19 protein-coding genes and 2 pseudogenes are annotated in these 21,538 nt (G+C 69.9%); 8 read left to right on the top strand and 13 right to left on the bottom strand.

Going from position 1 to position 21,538, the window contains the following annotated elements:
- Nucleotides 1-110: 110 nt before the first annotated feature.
- The 5 genes from ACFWNV_RS04265 to ACFWNV_RS04245 form a co-directional block, all read right to left on the bottom strand.
- Entirely contained in the window at nt 111-653 is a 543-nt protein-coding gene (locus tag ACFWNV_RS04265; protein WP_383940237.1) for a hypothetical protein, read from the bottom strand.
- Between the two features lie 161 nt (nt 654-814).
- Nucleotides 815-2,281 carry a glycoside hydrolase family 36 protein gene (locus ACFWNV_RS04260; RefSeq protein WP_383940234.1) on the bottom strand — a complete coding sequence of 489 codons (1,467 nt, stop codon included), beginning with the start codon at nt 2,279-2,281 and terminating at the stop codon, nt 815-817.
- 158 nt (nt 2,282-2,439) lie between these two features.
- Complete coding sequence (locus ACFWNV_RS04255) at nt 2,440-3,792, bottom strand: ABC transporter substrate-binding protein (protein WP_383940231.1); 1,353 nt, start codon at nt 3,790-3,792, stop codon at nt 2,440-2,442.
- A gap of 34 nt (nt 3,793-3,826) precedes the next feature.
- Nucleotides 3,827-4,711, bottom strand: a complete 885-nt coding sequence (locus ACFWNV_RS04250) for a carbohydrate ABC transporter permease (RefSeq protein ID WP_383940228.1) — start codon at nt 4,709-4,711, stop codon at nt 3,827-3,829.
- A 17-nt stretch (nt 4,712-4,728) separates the two neighbouring features.
- Nucleotides 4,729-5,700 carry a carbohydrate ABC transporter permease gene (locus ACFWNV_RS04245; protein ID WP_383940225.1) on the bottom strand — a complete coding sequence of 324 codons (972 nt, stop codon included), beginning with the start codon at nt 5,698-5,700 and terminating at the stop codon, nt 4,729-4,731.
- A 185-nt stretch (nt 5,701-5,885) separates the two neighbouring features.
- On the opposite strand from ACFWNV_RS04245, the gene ACFWNV_RS04240 reads away from it, so the two are divergent.
- A complete protein-coding gene (locus ACFWNV_RS04240) occupies nt 5,886-7,070 on the top strand; it encodes an ROK family protein (RefSeq protein ID WP_383940222.1) in 1,185 nt (394 codons plus the stop codon).
- A 46-nt stretch (nt 7,071-7,116) separates the two neighbouring features.
- Here the strand turns inward: ACFWNV_RS04240 and ACFWNV_RS04235 are convergent, their stop codons facing one another.
- Nucleotides 7,117-9,483 carry a DUF4832 domain-containing protein gene (locus ACFWNV_RS04235; RefSeq protein ID WP_383940219.1) on the bottom strand — a complete coding sequence of 789 codons (2,367 nt, stop codon included), beginning with the start codon at nt 9,481-9,483 and terminating at the stop codon, nt 7,117-7,119.
- 985 nt (nt 9,484-10,468) lie between these two features.
- Nucleotides 10,469-11,719, bottom strand: coding sequence for an ROK family protein (locus ACFWNV_RS04230; RefSeq protein WP_383940217.1), 1,251 nt, complete (start codon nt 11,717-11,719; stop codon nt 10,469-10,471).
- 136 nt (nt 11,720-11,855) lie between these two features.
- Here ACFWNV_RS04230 and ACFWNV_RS04225 point away from each other — a divergent pair, with 136 nt between their 5' ends.
- Genes ACFWNV_RS04225 through dgoD form a run of 5 tightly spaced genes read left to right on the top strand, consistent with a single transcriptional unit; the run spans nt 11,856 to nt 16,345 of the window.
- Complete coding sequence (locus ACFWNV_RS04225; protein ID WP_383940215.1) at nt 11,856-12,785, top strand: SMP-30/gluconolactonase/LRE family protein; 930 nt, start codon at nt 11,856-11,858, stop codon at nt 12,783-12,785.
- A 32-nt stretch (nt 12,786-12,817) separates the two neighbouring features.
- Nucleotides 12,818-13,456: a bifunctional 4-hydroxy-2-oxoglutarate aldolase/2-dehydro-3-deoxy-phosphogluconate aldolase gene (locus tag ACFWNV_RS04220; protein ID WP_383940212.1), complete on the top strand. Its 639-nt coding sequence runs from the start codon at nt 12,818-12,820 to the stop codon at nt 13,454-13,456.
- Nucleotides 13,453-14,394, top strand: coding sequence for a sugar kinase (locus tag ACFWNV_RS04215; RefSeq protein ID WP_383940210.1), 942 nt, complete (start codon nt 13,453-13,455; stop codon nt 14,392-14,394). The genes ACFWNV_RS04220 and ACFWNV_RS04215 overlap by 4 nt, the downstream gene beginning before the upstream one ends.
- 56 nt (nt 14,395-14,450) lie before the next feature.
- Nucleotides 14,451-15,203 carry an SDR family NAD(P)-dependent oxidoreductase gene (locus ACFWNV_RS04210; protein WP_383940207.1) on the top strand — a complete coding sequence of 251 codons (753 nt, stop codon included), beginning with the start codon at nt 14,451-14,453 and terminating at the stop codon, nt 15,201-15,203.
- The gene (gene dgoD / locus ACFWNV_RS04205; protein WP_383940204.1) at nt 15,200-16,345 is read left to right on the top strand and encodes a galactonate dehydratase; all 1,146 of its coding nucleotides are present in this window, start codon (nt 15,200-15,202) and stop codon (nt 16,343-16,345) included. The genes ACFWNV_RS04210 and dgoD overlap by 4 nt, the downstream gene beginning before the upstream one ends.
- 26 nt (nt 16,346-16,371) lie before the next feature.
- Here the strand turns inward: dgoD and ACFWNV_RS04200 are convergent.
- The 5 genes and pseudogenes from ACFWNV_RS04200 to ACFWNV_RS04180 form a co-directional block, all read right to left on the bottom strand.
- Nucleotides 16,372-16,887, bottom strand: a pseudogene (locus ACFWNV_RS04200) (AAA family ATPase).
- Complete coding sequence (locus tag ACFWNV_RS04195; protein WP_383940201.1) at nt 16,884-17,180, bottom strand: DUF2316 family protein; 297 nt, start codon at nt 17,178-17,180, stop codon at nt 16,884-16,886. Before ACFWNV_RS04195 ends, ACFWNV_RS04200 begins: the two are co-directional and overlap by 4 nt.
- A gap of 85 nt (nt 17,181-17,265) precedes the next feature.
- On the bottom strand, nt 17,266-18,264 hold the full coding sequence (locus ACFWNV_RS04190) for an aldo/keto reductase (protein ID WP_383940198.1): 999 nt from the start codon (nt 18,262-18,264) through the stop codon (nt 17,266-17,268).
- A gap of 122 nt (nt 18,265-18,386) precedes the next feature.
- A complete protein-coding gene (locus ACFWNV_RS04185) occupies nt 18,387-18,881 on the bottom strand; it encodes a MarR family winged helix-turn-helix transcriptional regulator (protein WP_383940195.1) in 495 nt (164 codons plus the stop codon).
- Between the two features lie 126 nt (nt 18,882-19,007).
- Nucleotides 19,008-19,553: a hypothetical protein gene (locus ACFWNV_RS04180; RefSeq protein WP_383940192.1), complete on the bottom strand. Its 546-nt coding sequence runs from the start codon at nt 19,551-19,553 to the stop codon at nt 19,008-19,010.
- A 221-nt stretch (nt 19,554-19,774) separates the two neighbouring features.
- Here ACFWNV_RS04180 and ACFWNV_RS04175 point away from each other — a divergent pair.
- Both ACFWNV_RS04175 and ACFWNV_RS04170 read left to right on the top strand, forming a co-directional pair.
- Nucleotides 19,775-20,245, top strand: a pseudogene (locus ACFWNV_RS04175) (DM13 domain-containing protein).
- Nucleotides 20,246-20,377: 132 nt separating this feature from the next.
- A complete protein-coding gene (locus tag ACFWNV_RS04170) occupies nt 20,378-20,542 on the top strand; it encodes a hypothetical protein (protein WP_383940189.1) in 165 nt (54 codons plus the stop codon).
- Nucleotides 20,543-20,792: 250 nt separating this feature from the next.
- Here ACFWNV_RS04170 and ACFWNV_RS04165 read toward each other — a convergent pair whose 3' ends face one another.
- Nucleotides 20,793-21,464, bottom strand: a complete 672-nt coding sequence (locus ACFWNV_RS04165) for a TetR/AcrR family transcriptional regulator (RefSeq protein WP_383940186.1) — start codon at nt 21,462-21,464, stop codon at nt 20,793-20,795.
- Nucleotides 21,465-21,538: the final 74 nt, after the last annotated feature.

Below are 21,538 nucleotides of genomic sequence, written 5' to 3'. Positions count from 1 at the left end.
CGCGCCCTGCTCTGGTGACAGCTATCGAAGCCGCGTGATTCCAGGGTTTGTTCGCCTCCGGAATCCGACTTCGCAGAGAAGATCCGGGCCGGTCACGGACCAGGGCGCGGTCACGCCCAGGCCGTGGCCGTGAGGACTGCTGCGGCCACGGCGGGAAGCGTGAGGTGAGTGGTGTCGATGGTGAAGTCCGCAACGTCCGCGCGATCCAGGATCCGATCGAGCTCACCCGCTCGCCCGAGGTGCCAGCGCCGTGAGTTGGAATCGCCGTCGCCCTTGTGGCGGCGGGTGAGGCGGGCGCGGACTGAGGCGGCCTCTGCGGTCAGGCGGCATACCTGGAGCGGGATGCCGAGGGCCATCTCGTAGGCGTGGCGTTGTTCCACGCTCTCCGCGACTCCGGCCAGGACGATGCGCCGTGCTCCGGCGTCGCGGTAGACGGTGGTCAGACCGTGCAGGTTACGCAGGAGGACGCGGAAGTTGAAAGGGTCTGTCTCGGGAGGCGGCCACGACTGGCAGATGCGGTCAAGGTCGATGACCGCGTGCGGTAGGCGAGCAGTGGCAAGAAGGTCGCCCAAAAGGTCGGCTACCGAGGTCTTGCCGACGCCTACCGTGCCTGTGATCAGCAAGGCCTGACGGTCTACCACGGGCTGGTTCACTCCTTGCGCCTCTCTGTTCATCGCGGCCTTGCCGACTCCCTCGAGAGCATGTCCCCTCGTTGGCGCAGAGGTTGGTACTTCCACGCTGGTGGGTGGTGGGTGGTGGGTGACTGAAGAACCACGAAACCCGGTGTGCTTGACCGGAGCGGATCCGTCCCCGGTCAGGGGAGGTCGGTGGGGAATTCGACCGTGCGGTCGTCGATCCGTACCCGGTTGCGGTCCAGCCACTGGACCTCCGGGGTACTGCGCAGGAAGGCATCGAGTTCGGCTCGTTCTTCCTCGGTGAGCCAGGAGGGCGGGTCGGAGACGGCGCGGAAGCGACAGGCGGCAGCGAGGTCGGCGATGACGCGGCGTTGCGGGGTGGTCAGGAGGCAGTGGCGGGTGCGGAAGTAGGCGACGTCGGGGTCGATGTCGTAGAGCGCGTCGAGCCAGAGGCGGCCGGCGGAGACGGCGACGGCGTTGCTCGCAGCGGCGTCGGAGGGGTCGTTCAGGCCGTAGTAGGACCAGGTGGGGCCGACGTCGGGGCCGATGCGGATGGCGTCGATCAGGCCGAGGGAAGGGAGGGGCAGGGCTCCGCTTCCCAGGAGGTAGGCGTCGTCTCCGGCGGCTTCCCGGACGATGGTGAGGGCGTTGCGGTAGATCTCCTCGCGTCCGATGTCGCCGCCGCGCGCGGCCGGGGCGGCCGCGGCGTTGATGAAGTCGAGCTTGAGGTAGCGGAAGCCCCATGCGGTGAGGCGGGTGATGGTCTCGCGGAGGTGGTCCTGGGCGGCCGGCAGGGTGAGGTCGAGTGAGTGGTAGCCGGCGTCCCAGTTGTAGCCGGTGACGGCGAGGTTTCCGTCGGTATCGCGGAGGAACAGCTCGGGGCGGTCCCGGACGATCTTGGACGTGGGGAGCGCGATGAAGGGTGCGATCCACAGGCCCGGGATCTTGCCGCTGTCCTCGACGGCGGCCGCGAGGTGGCGCATCCCGGAGGGGAACTTGGCGTTCGGTTCCCAGTCGCCGACGATTTCCTGCCAGCCGTCGTCGAACTGGACGACGTCGAAGGGGAGGGAGGCGATGCCGGGGAGTTCGGCCAGGAGCGTGTGCTCGTCGATGTCCTCGTAGTACGAGTACCAGCTGGACCACACGTTGCGGTGGCGGGGTGGGTTGCGGCGGCCGCCCAGGCGCTTGGCGAGAAGTTCGCTGTAGCGGGCGAAGACCTCGGTCTCGGGGCCGACGGCCGCGAACCAGGGGGCCGAGCCGTGTTCGTACCAGCCGGAGAGGGTGTCGTGGTCGGCGGCCAGCCGCGGGTTGCCCAGGCCCAGGGAACCCAGGAGGAGGACGTCGCCGTTGCCGGCGTCGAGGGCCGCGACCGCGGAGGAGTGGTGGCGGTGGTCCTCGTGCCAGGCCGTGTCGTCCGCGGTGAGCCGGCGGCGCGGGTCGGTGATGCGCAGCGGTTCCGCGGCCAGGTTGCGCCACCCGGTCGGGGACCAGGAGTTCCAGCCGTGCCGGTAGAAGTCGGTGTCTCCCAGGCCGTGCAGCATCGCCACTGGGCCGGCGGGCAGGATGACTCCGCCGTGGACCGCCTCCGGGGTGCCTTGGGCGTGGACGGCCAGGCGGTGGCGGCCCAGTTCGATGATGTCCGGCATGAAGCTCCTTGGATGTCAGAAGGTCGAGGTGCGCGCAGGCGGGGCGAAGCGGGTGGGGTGGCGGTACGCCGGCCGTCCCGGACTACGGGAGTTCGGCTGGGCTGTGTTCCCGTGTGGCGGGCCGGGACGGCAGGCGCGGGTGCCGCAGCGGGCGGGGCTCAGTCCTGGGCGAAGAAGCCGTCGACCTGCTTCTGCAGGCCGGACAGGGCCGCGGAGCCCGAGGTCTCGCCGAGGTAGACGCTGAAGACGGCGTCCTTGACCGCGGCGGTGATCTCGTCACCGTGGTTGGTGACGGGCCAGTTGAAGAGCTCGTTGGTGGCGGCGGCCTGGTTGGTGAAGGGCGAGGCGTCGCGTCCTGCAGCCTTGTGCGCGGCCAGGGCCTTCGTCGAGGAGGTGGAGATGGCGGGGAAGACGACTGCCTTCTCGGCGACCAGGTCCTGGCAGTCGGTGGAGCCGAGGAACTTCACCCACTGCCAGGCCTGTTCGGGGTGCTTGGTGCCGGCGTAGATCGCGTCGGACAGGCCGTTGATCATGCTTTTGCGTCCGGCGGGGCCGGTCGGCAGCTGGGCGAAGGCGAACTTCTGCTGGGCGGTGGGGCCGAGGTAGGTGTTGAGGTTCCAGGATCCGGTGATGCCGAGCGCGGCCTTGCCGCCGTTGAGGACGGCGTCGGTGCCGATGGTGGAGGACTTGTCCAGCTTGGGGGCGTAGCCCTTACCGGCGAGCGAGGCCATCCAGTCGATGGTGGCGGCGAGCTTGGGGTCGCCGTAGTTGAACTTGGTGCCGAAGGGGTTCTTGTCCGTGAAGGTGAAGCCGGTGGACGCGGCGAAGTTTCCGAAGCTGCTCTGGCCGGGAGCTCCGCCCGAGTCGTAGTCGGGCTGGTAGCCGTAGACCGCGACGCTTGTCTTGTCGAAGGCGGGGTCGAGGCCGTTGCGGCCCTTGGTGTCGACGGTGAGCTTCGCGATGAGCTTCTCAAAGGAGCCGCCATCCTTCGGGTTCCAGTCCAGGGAGGCCAGCGACGCCGGGTCGACGCCGGCCTTCTTGAGGAAGTCGGCATTGTAGACGAGGGCCATGGTGTCCCAGTCCTTGGGCAGACCGTATCTCTTGCCGTCCTTGGCCCAGAGGTCCGCGAGGCCCTTCTGGTACTGCCCCAGGTCGATCTTGTCCTTGTCCACGTACGGCTGGAGGTCGAGCAGCTGGTCGCTCTGGACGAACTTGGGGTAGAAGCCGACGTGGTCGGTGAAGACGTCCGGCGCGGTCCCGGAGGCCAGGCCGGTGGTGAGGTTGGTCCAGTACTCGCCCCACGCGGTCTGGGATATCTCGACCTTGATGGTGGGGTTGGCCTTGGTGAAGGCGTCGGCGCACTCCTGGTAGGCGGGGAGCTGGCGGTCGTCCCACAGCGCGTAGTTGAGGGTTACGTTCCCGCCGCCGTCGGAGGTGGAGTCGGCGGAGCAGGCGGTCATGCTGCCGGCCAGGGCTACGACGACCAGGGCGGTGCGGATGCGCAGGTTCATGGAGCGGCTCTTCTCTGTGAGCGGGACGGGACGGCTACTTGACGCCGGTGAAGCTGATCGATTCGACGAGGCGACGGCCGAAGATCAGGAGCAGCAGCAGGACGGGGAGGACGGTGAGGATCGAGGCGGCCATCAGGCCGGTCCAGTCGGGCGAGGTGTTGGGGCCGGACTGCTGGAGGATGCCGATCGCGGCGGTCATCAGCCGGATGTCCTCGTCCTTCCCGGCCAGCAGCGGCCAGAGGTACTCCTTCCAGGAGTTGACCGCGGTGATGAGCCCGATGGTCAGCAGTGGCCCCTTGTTCATCGGCAGGATGATCCGGGTGAACTGCCGCCACACGCCGGCGCCGTCCAGGTAGGCGGCTTCCTCGACCTCGCGGGGGACGGAGAGGAAGAACTGGCGCAGGAAGAAGATGGCGAACGGCGTCATCAGGAGCGCGGGGGCCAGCACGCCCTGCCAGGTGTTGAGCCAGCCGAGCGACTTCACCGTGACGAAGTTGGGGAGCAGCGTGAAGATCGGCGGCACCATGAGGGCTGAGATCACCAGAGCGAAGACCCCTTGCCGGCCCCGGAACCTGAGCCGGGACAGGGCGTAGCCCGCCGCGGCGCAGAACAGTGTCTGGGCGACCGCGATGGTGGTGCTGTAGATCAGCGAGTTGCGCAGGTACAGCAGGAAGTCGAGATGTGCGGCGGTGCCGCCCGCCGCGAGGGTCTCGGCCTTGGTGGTGAGTCCGAGGATCCGCTCGAAGTTCACGGTGGTCAGGGTGGAGGGGACGAGCGCGGTGCTGTCCGCGAAGAGGTCCTTGGCTGGCGTGAAGGCCGTGCGGATCATCCAGTAGAAGGGGAACAGGGTCGCCGCGATGACGGCTGACAGGAAGGTCCAGGCGGCGATTCGGCCGGGGTTGCGCCAGGTCTTTTGCATGGTGTGGTCGTCTCGTTTCAGGCCAGGTCGGAGCTGGAAGCCCGCAGCATGCGCAGCTGGAGGAAGGTCAGGGATCCGAGGATCAGTACGAGCGTCATGGCCAGCGCGCTGGCGTAGCCCATGTGCAGGTAGCTGAAGGCCTGCCGGTAGATGTAGTAGTAGATCGCCTGGGTGGCGTTGACCGGGCCGCCCTTGGTGGTGACGGCGATGGTGTCGAAGATCTGGAACGAGCCGATGAGCGAGACCACCAGGACCAGGGCCAGGACGGGGCGCAGGAGCGGCAGGGTGATGTGGAAGAACAGGCGGATCTCGCGGAGCCCGTCGATGGCGGCCGCTTCGTAGATCTGCTTGGGGATCTGCAGCATGCCGGCGTAGAGCAGGAGCGCGGTGTAGCCGGTGTAGGCCCAGGTGTTGATCGCCGCGATGGCGGGCATGGCCTGATCGGGGTCGGAGAGGAATCCCTGGGGAGAGATGCCGACGGCGCCCAGCAGGTGGTTGGCGAAGCCGAGATTGGCGTCCAGCAGCCAGAACCATGTCAGGGCCACCGTGACGTTGGGCACCAGCCACGGGATCAGCAGCGTGGCGCGCAGGACGACGGAGCGGGTGAGGCGGGCCATCAGCGCCGCGAGCACCAGGGCCAGGACCGTCTGCGAGACGATGTTGAGGACCACGTACTCGGCCGTGACCCGCAGGGACTTCCAGAACAGCTCGTCGTTCCAGAGCTGTTGATAGTTCTCCAGGCCGACGAACTCGGGCGGCCGCGGGGAGACCGGGTTGTAGTTCGTGAGGGAGAGGTAGGCGCCTCGGACGGCGGGATAGACGTAGAAGAGTGCGAAGCCGATCAGGGCCGGCGCGAGGAACAGTGCGGCGGCGCGACCCTGGTGGTCCATGACCGAGCGCTTGCGGGGCGGGCCGGGGCGCTGCACCGGGCCGCGGGAGGCCGACGTGGCGTTCTTCTTCTCCGCCGTGGCTGTCCGAAGGGTTGTCATGCTGCGTCTTCCTCGATTGCGTGGTGAGGCGGATCCTGGCCCTGTGTCGCCGCGCCTTCGAAGCGGCTTGAATTGGCCCTGTGACGGGCTGGGTTGAGCTGGTGCGCGACGCGCTTCCGAGATACATTCTCAACTTGGCGATGTAAGTGAAAGACAGGGCGGAACCGGTGTCAAGGGAGCTGACAATGTCAATCGCGTCGAGCGTTGCGGGAAACCGGTCGCTACTACGGCGGATCAACTCGCTCGCCCTGCTCCGCGAACTGCGCCAGGGCCCCGCCACCATCACCCGCCTGGTCAACATCACCCGCCTCTCGCGCACGGCGACCGAGGCGGTCCTCAGTGATCTGCAGGAGCTGGGCTGGGTGAACGTGCTGGCACCCGACGACCGCGGCGACCGCCCCGTCATGGGCCGGCCCGCCAGCAGCTACGCCTTCAGCGGCGACGCCGGCCGCGTGCTGTCGGTGGACATCGGGGCGCACCACATCCATGCCGTCGTCGCCGACCTCCTGGGGACCCCCCTGGCCGGGCGGAACCTGTCCGTGGACGAGAACGCTCCCGCCACGGAGCGGCTGCGGGCGGTGCGGGAAGTGGTGGCCGAGGTGCTCAAGGCCGCGGAGGTGGCGGCCGAGGACCTGTGGACGGTCACGCTCGGATCGCCCGGGGTCATCTCCGAGGGCACGGTCCGGCACTTCGGCGGCTCCGGCATGCCGGGCTGGATCGGCCTGAACCTGGCGGCCGCGTTCGCGGAGGACTTCGCCTGCCCGGTCCTGGTCGAGGGCGACTGCGCGCTGGGCACGATCGCCGAGCACCGCCTGGGAGCGGCCCAGGACGTCCAGTACATGGTCTACATCCTGTGCGGAAACCGCACCGGGGCCGGCATCGTCGCCGGCGGCGAGCTGTTCCGCGGGCACCGCGGCGGCACCGGCCTGATCGGCGAACTGCCGCAACTGCGATGGCGCGAGCTGGAGACGGACTACCCCGGCCGGGTCTCCTCCGGCGATCACCTGACGAGGCTGGAGATGTTCGACGCCGCGCGCAGCGGCGATCCGGCCGCGCTGGCCGCAGTGGCGTCCTTCGCCGAAGCGCTGTCCCTGGGCATCGCGGCGATGACCCTGGCCGTCGACCCCGAGCTGGTCGTACTGGGCGGCGGCAGCTCCCACTCCGCCGACCTCTACGTCGACCTCGTGCGCGAGCACCTGACCAAGCTGTGCCCGCTCGTCCCGCGCGTGGCGGTCTCGACGCTCGGCAGCGACGCGGTGGCCCTGGGCGGCGTGCAGGTCGCCTGGAGCCACATCGACGCCCAGCTGACCCGCGTCGTCGAGCAGGGCGACGCCTTCCCGCAGGCCGGCGCGGGGTTCATGGCCCGCTGACGCCCCGCCTCCTCCGGGGGGAGGCGGGGCGCGGCACTGCGGGCTGCTACTCGAAGGAGATGTTGTCGATGCTCACACTGCTGGAGCCGCCGAACCAGAAGCTCATGGTGAGCTGTCCGGGCGAGGTGCGGCTGATGCCGTTGGCCGTGAGCGGGATCCTGATGTCGGTGTACCCGGTGGTGAGGGCCGGATGTCCGCCGCCGTCGAGGACGAAGTCCTTGAACCGCTTGGCCACCCCGCCCACGGAGAGCTCGAAGTCCTTCTGCTCACCGCCCTGGAGCCCCTTGGCCCGTACGACCAGGTAGTTCTTCGTGGAGACGTCGGTGTAGACGTCCGTGCCGTACCAGCCTGCGTTGTTGTAGGCCAGGGTCAGGGCCCCGCCGGAGACCGCGCCCGCACCGCCCCCGTTGGTGAAGCCGTTGGCTCCGGTCCACTTGCCGAGGTCATTGGATGCCGCGCCGGGATAGGCGGGGCTGTTGTCGTAGTTGTCCACCAGGAGGCCGCCTCCACCGGGTGCGGAGCTCGTGGTGACGGTGACCGGTGCGCTGGCCGGAGAGGTGTTTCCGGCGGCGTCCTTGGCGCGGACCGTGTAGGTGTAGGCCGTGGAGGCGGTCAGCCCCGTGTCGGTGTACGTCGTGCCCGTGACCGTGGCGACCTTCGTCGCGCCCCGGTAGACGTCGTAGCCGGTCACCCCGACGTTGTCGGTCGCACCCGACCAGGACAGCGCCACCGTCGAGGCGGTGCGGCCGGGCGAGGTGAGCGTCGGCGCGGTCGGCGCCGTCGTGTCGCCGCCGGGGGTGCCGCCGGCCAGGCCGAGGCCGCCCAGGTCGAGCCAGCCGTCGGCGCCCTGGTTGGCATTGGCGAACTGCAGCGGGTAGGGCCGGCGGTAGCGGTCGATGACGAAGTCGCTCAGCCGGGTCGCGGCGGGGCGTGCCTTGAGGACCGCGGGGGTGATGGTGTCCAGCGGGTTGTGCACCCGCATGACGAGCTTGTAGTCGCCCGACGGCAGCCCGGCGGGGTCGACGGTGGTCGAGAAGTTCACCTGACGGCCGTGGTCGAGGTAGGTCGGGTCGGCGCCCAGGTTCCAGTCCGGGAAGGACCGGATCTTCAGCGGCTGCATCTTGCGCAGGTCCCAGGGGGTGTCCCAGGTCTTGACCAGGTTGCCGGCGGCGTCGCGCAGGCCGAGCTGGACGGTCCAGGGCTGGTAGAACGGTGCCACGCCGTCGTTCTGCATGGTGACGCCGACCTTGAAGGATCCGTTGGCCGAGTTGTTGAAGTTGGCCTGCGGGACGTGCAGGTTGTAGCCCATCTTCCGCATGCCGGCCGAGACCTTGGGGTCGGAGGTGCTGTAGCTGTTGGCGCCGGTCTGGTTGATCATCCAGCTGATGTGGGAGAGCTCGGTGGCCGCCAGGACGTTGTCCACCTGTCCGCTGCCGCCGGGCCAGTTCGCGTACAGCTGGCCCTGGATCTCCGGTCGGGCCTCGCCGCCGATCGAGGCGGTCGTCCAGCGGTTCAGCGTGCCGCCGTTGATCGCGCGCTGTAGGAACGCGTCGTCCGCACCGCCCAGTGACTTCGGCAGCGTCATGCCTTTGAGCGTGCCGCCGCGGTCCTCCTTGTACGCCCAGGAGTCGTCCTGCAGGCCGACGTTCGGGGTGTCGGCGAGGCCGGCCAGGTCGCCGTAGCGTATCTCGGGCTGGATGTTGTCGAAGGCGTCGGAGAAGGCGTGGACCAGGGTCGACACCGTCGCGTCGCTCGGCATGAGGTTGGGGTAGCCGTCGGCCTGGTCCGCGTCGTACGGCCAGGTGTGCCACTCCCCCCACAGGCCGACCAGGCCGGCCGTCATGAACCCGATGCGCGGGTCGGCGGAGCCGCCGGGACCGGCGTGGTCGTAGCGGGCGGCGAAGGCGTTCACGAAGTTGGTGAACGCACCGATGGTGTCCGGGTCGTCGTAGTCCGGGCTGACAGTGCCCCAGGCGGGGTTGGTGCGCATGGTGACCTTGCCGTTGAGGCAGGGCGGTATGCCGTTGCCCGGGTGCGAGCCGGTGCCGCCGGGGTACTCCACGTAGAAGCGGAACGCCAGCTGACGGCCCCAGACCGCGGCCTCGTCCAGGGCCTTCTCGAAGATCGTCCAGTCGAAGCTGTTGCAGTTGGAGGGGTCCTTCATCACCTCGTTGAGGGCGAAGTAGCTCCACATGACGCCGCCGGGGTACTTGTCGGCGTAGTTGTCCCCGGGGAACAGGAACGGCGCGATGCCCTTCAAGGGCTGACCGACGGGAGTGTCGGCGTAACCGTAGGTGTGCGCGGCGAGGCCGGAGTCCACCGGTTCCGACACCGGCGGCCGGGGCGGCGGGCCGGTCGGCGCGGCGGACGCCGGCAGTGGATTGGCGACCAGAGCAGTTGCCAGGAACAGCAACAGCGCAGGCCAGTGACGAACCCTCACAGGTACCTCCGGGTGCAGAAGAAGGGGTTGGTACGGATGCCGGGGCGCGAACGAGGGGTGTGCTCAACCTCGATGCGCCATCGCCCAGGCCCGGCGATCGGACGTGGTGCGGAACCGTGGAGCCGGTCGCCGCCCCCTTGCTCCGGCCCCGGCGTGCCTGAGTAACGGCGCTGGCCACCGGGTTCGTTGAAGCGCGATCGCACGGATTCCGCAGGGTTGGATTCCGGGCAGGGGCGGTACTCGCGTCATATATACGCAACTTGGGAATGTAAGTAAAGGGTGTGGACAGAACCTGAACGGGGCTTCGCGGGGCACCCCGGGGGCACCAACGGCGTTCCTGCAGAAGGGTCGTGACGGTGTTGAACCATCCATCTCGGCAGACGGGCAGCCCTGTTCCTGCCGGCTCACGACCATCCCGCCCCACCCCTGCACCGGGTCCCTCGACAGGCCGCCGACCTGGGCATATACGGCCATCGGGAGGCACAGCCCTCGACGAGAGGCCCGACATTGCCGCAGGAGCGCCGCGTCGGGGTGTTGCACGGTCATCCCCGACCGCGTGCCCTCGTACGGCGGCCCGCGGTGCCCGTACGGAAGAGTCCCCCTGGGCGCGCTTCGACGGCACACCCCTGCGCGCGTGCGACCCGTTGTATACCGCTCGGAAGGCAGCGGACAGCACGGTTCGGGTGACGGAACGTGGAAGCCAGCGCCACCCAGCCGCGGCGGGCGGGTTCGACCACGGCTAGGAGCAAGCCGTCAAGCGCTCGGCGTCCGGCCTGTGCGCGACGCCCGGCTACCGCTCCGCTCGGCCGCCTTCCTGACGGCTCTTCACCGAACCGATCCCACCGGGACCCGCATCGGCCAACGTCCTGACGGCCCGCCCGGCCACACCGCACTCCGGCGGCTCACCGCGACGGCCGACGGCTGACCCCGGGAACAGCGCCCCTGCCGCCGAGTTCGCTCACGGTGCCAGCGCCCGGGCCGTCCGTGCGGCGCGGCGTCCCGCCGCCACCGTGCCGAAGGTCTCGCGGTCGTCGAGAAAGCCCTCCAGGGCGAACGTCGCGGCTCCGCGGGTCACCGGGTTGCCCGGAACCGTGCTCAGCTGCAGGGTGAGAGCCTGCACGGTCGCCGGCAGCGCGTGCTCGGCGATGGCCTCGCGGGTCTGACTCAGCAGCCGCTCGCCCAAGTGCTCAGCGACCAAGCCGCCGAGCACCAGGGTCTGCGGGTTGAAGAGGTTGAGCAGGTCGGCCGCGGCCATCCCCAGGTAGCGGGCGGTTCGCGCCACCGCCTCGACGGCCACCGGGTCGCCCTCGGCCCGCGCGCGGGCGACGTTGGCGAGGACGACTTCCTCGTCCGCGTCCAGGAGGGAGCTCCGCGGGTCCAGTTCCCGGACGGTGCGTGCGATGCCGCGCGTGCTGACGTACGCCTCCACGCACCCCCGTCTGCCGCACCGGCACGTCCGGCCCCCACGCTCCAGGCAGGTGTGCCCCCACTCGCCGGCACTGTTGGTGGCTCCCCGGTACAGCGAGCCGCCGACCGCGATGCCGACGCCGACGCCGGCGCGCAGCGTGGCGACGACGAGATCGTCCGCCTCGCGTCCGGCACCGAACCACATTTCGGCGACGGTGCCGGCCTTCAGAGGGTTGTCGAGGTACAGCGGCACGACCAAGCGCTCCGCGAGGAGCGCCCGCAGGGGCACGTCCCGCCAAGACCAGTACGGGGAGAAGACCGAGACGCCGCCTTCGCGCTCGACGAGCCCGGGAACGCTCACGCCCGCTCCCAAGAGGTGCGGGAGCTCCCCGTCGGCACCGATGAGCTCCTCGATGCCGGTCACGATGGCGTCGACGACCTGGTCCGGGCTGACATCGACCACTGACAGCTCCCGCCGTACCGCGCGTTTCACGGTGAGGGCCAGGTCGAACAGCTCGATCTGCACGGACGTCTCGGCGACGTCGATGCCGAGCAGCGCGCCGCGCGCGGCGTTGACCGCGAGCCTCGCCCGCGGGCGCCCGCCCTTCGAGTCGTCGTGCCCGACCTCCAGCAGGACCCCGGCCTCCAGCAGTTCCGCGACGAGATTGGCCACGGTCGCGAACGACAGGCCGGTCGTTACGGCGATCTCCTGCCTGCTCGCCGGCGCGGACGCGGCGAAGACGGATCGCAGCACGTCGAACCTGTTGCGGCGCCGGATGTCCTGCGCGGTGCCCTTGGCCATGCGGCGAGTCCTCTCACGGTGGCGCGGCAGAGACCGACGCGCTCGCGCCCCAGCTTATTCCGATCATTGGACGATGAGTATTTACAGGTGTTAGACAAACCCCTAGAGTCCCCGCTGAGAAGCGAGGAGCGACACCATGCAACTGATCGCGCTGCACTGCTCACCCCCACCGGGCCGACTGACGGAGGGTCCCGTCTGGCACGCCGCGCGCGCCGAGGTGCTGTGGGTGGACATCACAGCCGGCCTCGTCCACCGGGCCCCGCTGAAGGCCCGGGACGACGGCGGCGACCTGCCGGACCTCGGCCCCCGGACCACCCTGAGCCTCGACCGGCCCGTCGGAGCGGTCGCGCTCTGCGCGTCCGGCGGGCTCCTCGCCGCCGCCGGAACGCAATTCCTGCGCATCGACGAAGCCATGGGGACGGCCACGGAATTCGGTGCCCCCGTCGTACCCGCGGACGGGACTCCACGGCGGATGAACGACGCCAAGTGCGACCCCGGCGGACGACTGCTCGCCGGCACCATGGCCTACGACACGACGCCCGGCGCGGGGGCGCTCTACCGCCTCGACCCCGACGGCACCGTGACGACCCTGATCGACTCGGTCACCATCTCCAACGGCCTCGGCTGGAGCCCCGACGGCAGCCTGCTGTACTACGCGGACAGCCCGACCCGCCGCGTCGACGTCTTCGACCACGACCTTGCCACCGGCGCCCTCTCGAACCGCCGGCCTTACGCCACCACCGGGGAGGACGGGGAACCGGACGGCCTGGCCGTCGACACCGACGGCCGGGTCTGGGTGGCGGTGTGGGGAGCCGGGCAGGTCAGGGCGTACACCCCCGACGGGGACCTCCACGCCGTCGTGACGGTTCCCGCCTCACAGGTGTCCAGCTGCGCCTTCGCCGGCCCGGAGCTGGACCTCCTGGTGATCACCACCGCGGCCGAGGGACTGGCTCCCGAGGAACGCGCGGAACAGCCGCTCGCCGGCCGGGTCTTCATGTGCCGCCCCGGAGCCACCGGTCTGCCCGTCGCCCTGTTCGCCGACGGCCCGCCCCGGCCCTTCGCGTGAACTGCCCTCCACGACTCTTGAGGTTGCCCGTCATGACACATCTGACCACCGCCCTCGCCGCCGCCCCGGTGATAGCCATCCTGCGCTCCCAAACACCCCACCATTTCGCCGTCACCGCCGACGCCCTTCACGGCGCGGGCGTCCGAGCCGTCGAGTTCACCCTCACCACACCCGGCGTCCTGCCCACGATGCGGGAGTACGCCCAGTCCAAACCGACCGACCTGGCCCTCGGCGCGGGCACCGTCATGACCCCGTACGACGCCCAGCGCGCCGTGGAGGCGGGAGCCACCTACCTCATCACCCCGGCCATCTGCCCTGACGTCATCAGGGAGGCCCTCTTCCTCGGTGTCCCCGTCCTCCCCGGAGCCCTCACCCCCAGCGAGATCGTCGCCGCCTGGCGGGAAGGCGCCCGCATGGTCAAGCTCTTCCCCGCATCCATGGGCGGACCGGACTACCTGAAGGCGATCCGGGCCCCCCTGCCGCACATCCCGCTCATCCCCACCGGGGGCATCCAACTCAATCAGGCCCCCGCCTACTTGGCGGCCGGCGCGACCGCCCTGGGCATGGGCAGCCCCCTGATCGGAGACGCCTGCGAAGGCGGCGACCTGGACGCGCTGCGCGACCGAGCCCGCACCCTGCTGGACGGCGTCGTGAACTGCGTCCGCTCGTGAGCGCGCTCGTCACGCTCGGCGAGGCCATGGCCGTCCTGGCCGCCACCCGGCCCGGCCCGCTCGCCCCCGGGGCCGAACTCCGCCTGGCCTTCGCCGGGGCGGAGGCCACCGTCGCCATCGGAGTCAGCCGACTCGGACACCACGCCTCCTGGATCGGCCGGGTCGGAGCCGACAGCGCCGGGACGATGATCCTGGACGGGCTGCGCGGAGAATCCGTCGACGTCGCCCGCGCACGCGTCGACGACACGGCGCCGACCGGGCTCATGCTGCGCGAACGCCGGACCCCCGATCACACCCGCGTCACCTACTACCGCCGCGGACTCGCCGGCTCACGCCTCAGCGCCGACGACATCGACCCGGAGCTCATCACCCGGGCCCGCGTCCTGCACGTCACGGGCATCACCCCCGCCCTCGGCGCCGCCCCGCGCGCCGCGGTCCGGCGGGCCGTCGACCTCGCCCGCACCGCCGGTGTCACCGTCTCCCTCGACCTCAACTACCGGGCCCGGCTGTGGACCCGGCAGGAAGCCTCGGCCGAGCTCTCCGACCTCGTCACCCGCGCCGACATCGTCTTCGCCGGCCCGGAGGAGGCCGCCCTGGTCGTACCCGAGGCCGACCCCGCCACCATGGCCCGCGCCCTGCTCCTCCTCGGACCGCGCGAGGCCGTCCTCAAACTCGGCGCCCGAGGAGCCCTCGCCGCCACGGACTCCGGGGAGGCCCTCCAGGACATCGTGCCGGTCACCCCGGTGGATCCGATCGGCGCCGGGGACGCCTTCGTAGCCGGCTACCTCGCCGGACTCCTGGACGGAGCCCCCCTCGCCGGCCGTCTCCGACTCGCCGCCACCTGCGGGGCCTTCGCGGTGGCCTCTCCCGGCGACTGGGAGGGACTGCCCCGACGGGCCGAACTCGACCTCCTCCACGGCGACGACGTCACCCGCTGACCGGCTCCGTACCGCCCTCCCCGCACTCAACCCACCAGAGCACGGAGGCCCCCCTCATGAACCGACTCACAGAACGAACCGCGGTCATCACCGGCGCCGCGTCCGGCATCGGCGCGGCCAGCGCCGTACGCCTGGCAGCCGAAGGCGCCGCCGTCGTCCTCGCCGACATCGCCGACGAGCGCGGCGCCGCACTCGCGCAGGAGATCCAGGACGGCGGCGGCCGCGCCGCGTTCGTCCGCTGCGACGTCTCCTCCGAGCAGGACTGGTACCACCTGCGCGAGAGAGCCCACAGACTGTTCGGAAGCGTGGACATCGTGCACAGCAACGCCTTCACCCATACCTACGGGCCCGCCCACAAGCTGTCCCCGGGCGACTGGGACCGCGACATCGCCGTCAACCTCAAGGCGCCCTACCTCGCAGTGCGGACCTTCCTCGGTGACCTGCGCGCCACCCGTGGCTCGTTCGTCGCCACCTCCAGCGTGCACGCCCTGTGCAGCCTGCCCGGCTACCCGGCCTATGCCGCGGCCAAGGGCGGCATGTGCGCGCTGATCCGCCAACTCGCCGTCGAGTACGGGCCGGACGTGCGGTTCAACTCCGTACTGCCCGGCCCCGTCCTCACCGAGAACTGGCAGGACGTGGACGAGGAGGGCCGCCTGCTCTCCGCCCGGGCCACGGCCCTCGGCCGGCTGGGCCGCCCCGAAGAGGTGGCCGCCGCCGTGGCCTTCCTCGCGTCCGACGACGCCTCGTACATCACCGGCACGAACCTGACCGTGGACGGCGGCTGGGCCGTGAAGAAGGAGTCCAAGTGAAGATCACCTCCCTGCGCACGTACCTGGTGGCCCCGCGCTGGTGCTTCCTGCGCATCGACACCGACGAGGGCATCACCGGCTGGGGCGAGCCGGTCGTCGAAGGCCGCGCCCACACCGTCGCGGCCGCCGTCGAGGAACTCTCCGACCACCTCATCGGTCAAGACCCGATGCGCATCGAGGAGCACTGGCAGGTCCTCACCAAAGGCGGCTTCTACCGGGGCGGCCCCATCCTCTCCAGCGCCGTCGCCGGCATCGACCAGGCCCTGTGGGACATCGCCGGCAAGGCGCTGGGCGTACCGGTGTGGCAACTCCTCGGCGGGAACGTCCGCGACCGGACCCGGGTCTACAGCTGGATCGGCGGCGACCGCCCCGACGACGTCGCCGAACAGGCCGCGGCCCGCAAGGCCGAGGGCTTCACCGCGATCAAGATGAACGCCTCGCCCCAGCTGGAACTGATCGACACCCCCCGCGCCGTCCACGACATCGTCGAACGCGTCGCGAGCGTCCGCTCCGAAGTCGGCGACGACTTCGACATCGCCATCGACTTCCACGGCCGCCTCACCCTCCCCATGGCACGCCGCGTCCTGCCCCTGCTGGAGCCCTACCTGCCGTTCTTCGTCGAGGAACCCGTCGTCCCCGAGATGAGCGCCCACATCGGCGAGATCGTCCAGTCCACCAGCATCCCCATCGCCACCGGCGAGCGCCTCTACTCCCGATGGGACTTCAAACCGGTGCTCCAGCAGGGCATCGCCGTGGCCCAGCCCGACCTCTCCCACGCCGGCGGCATCTCCGAGGTCCGACGGATCGCCGCGATGGCCGAGGCCTACGACGTCTCCCTCGCCCCGCACTGCCCGCTCGGGCCCATCGCACTCGCCGCCTGCCTCCAGGTCGGCTTCGCCACCCCCAACCTCCTGATCCAGGAACAGAGCCTCGGCATCCACTACAACACCGGCTCCGACCTCCTGGACTACCTCACCGACCGGTCCGTCTTCCAGTACGAGGACGGCCACGTCGCCCTGCTCACCGCCCCCGGCCTGGGCATCGACATCGACGAGAAGGCCGTAGAACGCGCTGCCGAGTCCGGTCACCGCTGGCGCAACCCGATCTGGCGCCGCACGGACGGATCCCTGGCCGAATGGTGAGGAGACCCGAGGGCTACGCCCGACCGTCACGCCAGCGATGGCCACCGGTCCGCGGCCCACTCCGGCCATCCCGACCACGGAGGCGGCGGACCTCCCAGCTCGTGGCCTTCGACCTCCGTGGTGCCGGGCTCCTCGAACAGCGTTCTCCAGTGCGCGAGGTCCGCTTCGTTCATGGGGAAGGTCTGCCCCGGAGCGGCCAACTGGCGTTCGGCGATCCGCGCGCGTTGGGTCTCATGGTCCACCGGCAGGTACACGAGTCGGCAGGAGGCGCCCGCAGACTCCACCAACCAGCGGATCGCCGACCTCTCATCACGAGACCAGCATCCGAAATCCAAGACCACATCCGTCCCGATTCTCAGCGCCTCCAGGGCAAGCGCGAGCAACCGTCCTTCCAGCACGTCACGCTTCCCATCCACCTCCGGGTCTGCGAACAGCGGAATCATCCACTCATCCGGCGTCAGCCGCAGAGCCCTGTGCTCGGCGGCGAGCTACCGAGCCCTCGTGGTCTTCCCGGCCCCTGGAAGACCAACTCGCCGGACTATTCGGGCGGGCGCCGAAGGGGAAACCAGATGGCGGCCGCCAGGCGGGCCGTCCTGGTGAGGACGGTGTACGGGACAGCTGTGTGTCCTTGGGCTCGGACCAGGTTCTCCAGGTGGTCCCGCAGGAGCCAGACGTCTTCGGGCCGGGACTGCTCGCGGACGTTCAAGGTGTCGTCGAGTCGCTGTGCGGTGAAGTCCAGCTGCGCGCGGACGGCGTCCAGGCTGGTGCCGGCGAGCTGGAAGTTCAACAGGAGCTCTTGGCTGGTGCGTGCGCGTTGTTCTTCGTTCAGGGACATCTCGTCCTCCTGGGCAAGTATTGGTGCTGTTCGCCGCGGCCCTTCCCTGACAGGGGTGGGTCGGGGGTGCGACAGTGCGCTGGGGTCAGCGTTCGCTGTCGAGCTGTGCGAGCTGCGGGGCGGCGTAGCGGCCGCCGGAGACGGCGGAGGCGGGTACGGCCTGCTCGATGGCTGCCAGGTCCTGTTCGTTCAGGATGAGTTCGGCTGCGGGCAGGGCTTCGGTGATCCGCTGCGGGCGCCGTGCCCCGATCAGGGCGGCGACGTCGCCGTGCTTTCGTCCCTGGGCCAGCACCCAGGCAATGGCCAGTTGGGCCACGGTCACGGTGTGGGAGTCCGCGATGTCGCGGAGCTTGTCGACGAGGGCGAGGTTGGCGGCGACGTTGCCCTGGTCGAAGCGCGGAAGGTGGGAGCGCGGATCGCTGCCGTCGGCGGCGGGCTGATAGGTGCCGGTGAGCAGGCCGTGCGAGAGGACCCCGTAGGCGGTGACGCCGATGCCGAGTTCCCGGCAGGTGTCGAGGATGCCGACCTCGATGCCGCGGCTGAAGAGCGAGTACTCGATCTGCAGGTCGCTGATCGGGTGGACGGCGTGGGCCCGGCGGATGGTGTGCGCGCCGACTTCGGAGAGGCCGATCGAGCGTACGTATCCGGCCTGGACCATCTCGGCGATGGCGCCGATGGTCTCCTCGATCGGGACCTCGGGGTCCAGGCGGGCGGGCCGGTAGATGTCGATGTGGTCGGTGCCCAGGCGCTGGAGCGAGTAGGCGAGGGCGCTCTTGACGTGGGCCGGGCGGGCGTCGAAGCCGGTCCAGTTCCCGTCGGGGCCGCGCAGGCCGCCGAACTTCACGCTCAGGACGGCGTTGTCGCGGTCGCCGGGGCGCAGGGCCTGGCGGATGAGCCATTCGTTGTGGCCGGTCCCGTAGAAGTCGGCGGTGTCGATCAGGGTGAGGCCGGCGTCGAGGGCGGCGCGGATGGTGGCGATGCCGTCCGCGTCCCGTGCCGGGCCGTAGGTCCCTGACATGGCGCTGCAGCCCAGCCCGATTTCGGGGACGAGGGGGCCGTTCGTGCCGAGTCGGCGCATTTCCATGATGGTGGCTCCTGTATTGGGCAGGTCACCGGTTCATGGGCTGGTTGACCTGCGTTGGGGTGGCGTGGGGTGTTGTGGTGCCCGGGAGTCGTGGGCGGGGGCGGTCGGGGAAGGCACCGTTGTCACTGGCCTTCGGTGCCCAGGATGGTCAGCAGACTGCCTTCGCCGTAGGGGAAGGCGTCGGGGTCCGGAGCTGTGGTCATGGCGGTGACGCGGTCGCCGATGGTGGTGAGTGCCTGGGACAGGGCGGTGCGGTCCTGTGCGGAGAGGTCGCTGAAGATCTCGGTGATCACTTCGGCTCTGGTGGCCATGGCTAGGCCGATGGCCTTTTTCCCGGCCGCAGTGATGTACACCAGGCGTGCCCGCCGGTCCTTGGGGTCGTCGCGGCGTTCTGCGAGACCGTCTCGTTCCAGACCGTCGATCATCTCGGTGATCGTGCGGGGTGTGACGCCGAGGGCCGCGGCCAGCGCGGCCTGCCGCGCGGGTCCGTGGGCGACCTGCCGCAGGGCGCGGCCTCGTGCGACGGACACGCCGTGTGCTTTGAGGCGCTCGTCGAGTATCCGGCGGATCCTCGTGACACACGTCAGCATCTGCTCTGCGAGAACGAACTCGTCCATAGAGGATTCAACTCCTGTGCGTGACTGTTAAGCCCTCACCATGAGGACCCTCCTTAAATTATTGCTCCGTTGTCGGCTTCGTGATGGCCTGGGTGTACAGGCGCGGCGGGTACGGGTGCGGGGTCGTCAGGCGGGCGTGTCCTGAGGGGCTGGCAGGTGGTTTCGGGTCCGGGTGTTCTGCATGCCCGGCTCGTACTTCCATGCGAGCAGGAGGAACCAGACGGGGAGCAGGAGTCCCGAAGGGGCAGCGATGACGGCGGGGAGGAAGGCCCCTAGGAAGCTGGACAGCCCGAGCGAGACTCCGACCAGCGTTCCCACGATGCGTACGCTCTTGGGTCGGGCCTGGAGCGACGCGGTGACGAACCACACGCCGGCGAGCACGTGCCCGGCGAGGCGCACCGTGGACGCGAGATCGGCGGGTATCTCGTTGATCGTCAGCATTCCCGACAGGACGTCGAGAGTGATCCACCCGAAGCCGGCCGCCTTCGCCCACAGCGGGGAGTCCATGCGGGAGATGACGACCATGATGCACAGGTGAAACAGGATGCCCGTGTACTCGATCGCGACCGCGCCAGGAGCGACGAAATGCGATACGAGCGTGGGGGCGAAGAGGATCGGCGGGAGCACGCAGAGGGTGCGGAAGCTGAGGACTTCACGGCTTGTCGTGATCATGAATCTGACTCTTCGTCCTTGAGATCCGAAGTGGATGATTCTTCGCGGTGCGGACGCAGGGGGCACATTCGCCGCAACGCCCCGCGAGCGGTGCGGGGCAGCTCCGCCTCCATCGAGTAGTGAGAGCCGCGGCTCTCCACACTTCAAATAATACACCCACATAGTGTGGGCCCACATCATGTGGGTGCGAGTATTCTGTCCCTACTCGACGCCAGTGGAAGCTGTGGCAGGACGCGACCGTCACGAGGCCCTCCCGGCGGCATCCCCGTCCGCCGCCGCACCCGGTCCAGCCCTCTCACCCACGACCCCGGCGACGGCCCCGAGCGCTCCGGCCGGCCCGCAGACCCGGGCCCGGGGCACGCTGATCAGCCACGAACACACCACCACGGGCACCGCGAAGCTCATCCGGCTCCCCGACGGCTCCCGCACCCTGCGGCTGGAGAACCTCGACACCAGCAAGGGCCCCGACCTCCGCGTCTGGCTCACCGACGCCCCGGCGAAGGAGGGCACGGCGGGCTGGCGGGTCTTCGACGACGGCAAGTACCTCAGCCTGGGCAAGTTCAAGGGCAACAAGGGCGACCAGAACTACCCGGTCCCCGCCGACGTGCAACCTGGCCTACCACCGCAGCCTCACCATCTGGTGCGACCGCTTCGACGTCTCCTCCGGCGCCGCGGCCCTCACGGCAACGTGACCACTGCCCGAATACCGTCCACTCCCCAGTCCATGATCGGCGTCCGGGCAGTGGTGCGTGCCCCCGTGCGCTGATCATGCCGCTCTCCCCCACGGCACCGAGACGCTCTAAACCCTGGCCGACCGTACGGACTTGACGCCTCGCGAGGGCCTCGACCCCCTGCGGGAGACCGCCCTGAACGCCATGTCCGGCCTCGCCCTGACCTCCCGCATCACCGGTCTCGACAGCGGCGTACTCACGCTGCGGTGGACGCGGACCAGGGACCAACTGCTGCGCCTGTTCGAGACGCCTGCATAGGAGCGGTTCGACGGCAAGACGCTCCGGTTGCGGGGTCGGTGACGGTTGGCCCCGAAGCGAGAGATCGAGCAGGACGAGGGCGGCGCCGCCAAGCGCGACGGCCGGAGCAGGTCGTTGGGGAAGCGCCCGCCGAAGCGCGGCGCCAGGTGCGAGCGGCGCGCGGGCAGCTACCGACCTGACCTTTCACCGGCTGGCTCAGGGCAGGCACCTGTCCGCGGGCGGTGCCCGGAAGGCTCGAGCACCAGCCCGGTCACGGCCCGCCGTCGGAGCCGGGCGCGGTCACGGCGAGGCCGGCGATGAGGATGTCGGCGACGGTTTCGGCGTGGGCGCGGACGGCCTGCTCGTCGGGGTGCGCGGGCGCCCCGAGGAGCGCAGCCGCGGCCGGGCTGGCGTACTGGGCGCCACCACCCTGAACCACCAGGAAGTGCAGCGTGGCATAGGGCACCGGTCGGATGCGTCCCGCGTCCACGAGCCGGGCGAGAAGTCGCTCGACTCCGGGTCGCAGCGGGTTGACGAAGCGCTCGACGACGAAACGCACGCGCGGGCTGTCTATTGCCCCCTCGTGGTTCATGATGCGCGCCATCTGAGGGTGCGCGGCCGAGGCCAGTACCTGCCGGACGATTCCCTGCCGCAGGGCTTCCAGGTCGTCGAGGTCCGGGGAGTCGCCGACCTCGCGCCAGGCGCGCTCGGAGTCGGCGAGCGCATGCTCGATCGCCGCGAACCAGAGCCCCTCCTTCGAGCCGAAGCGCGCGGTGAGCAGGCCGTGGCTGACACCCAGACTGCGGGCAAGGTCCCGCACGGACGTCCCGCCGAATCCCTTCTCGGCGAACGCGTCCAAGGCCCCCTGCAGCAGCCTCGGCAGATCGGTCTCCTGACCGGCCCGCGGCCGACCACGTCCGCGCGGGGCCTCGGTGTGAGTCATCCCCACTCCTCAAATTTGTCCGTTTTGACCACTAAGTGCATACTCGAAGAGAGAAATAGTCAAGTGGATATTTT

This window comes from Streptomyces sp. NPDC058401, assembly GCF_042722885.1.
In the GTDB taxonomy this organism is placed as follows: Bacteria; Actinomycetota; Actinomycetes; order Streptomycetales; family Streptomycetaceae; genus Streptomyces.
This window is presented reverse-complemented; position numbering and strand designations above follow the sequence as displayed.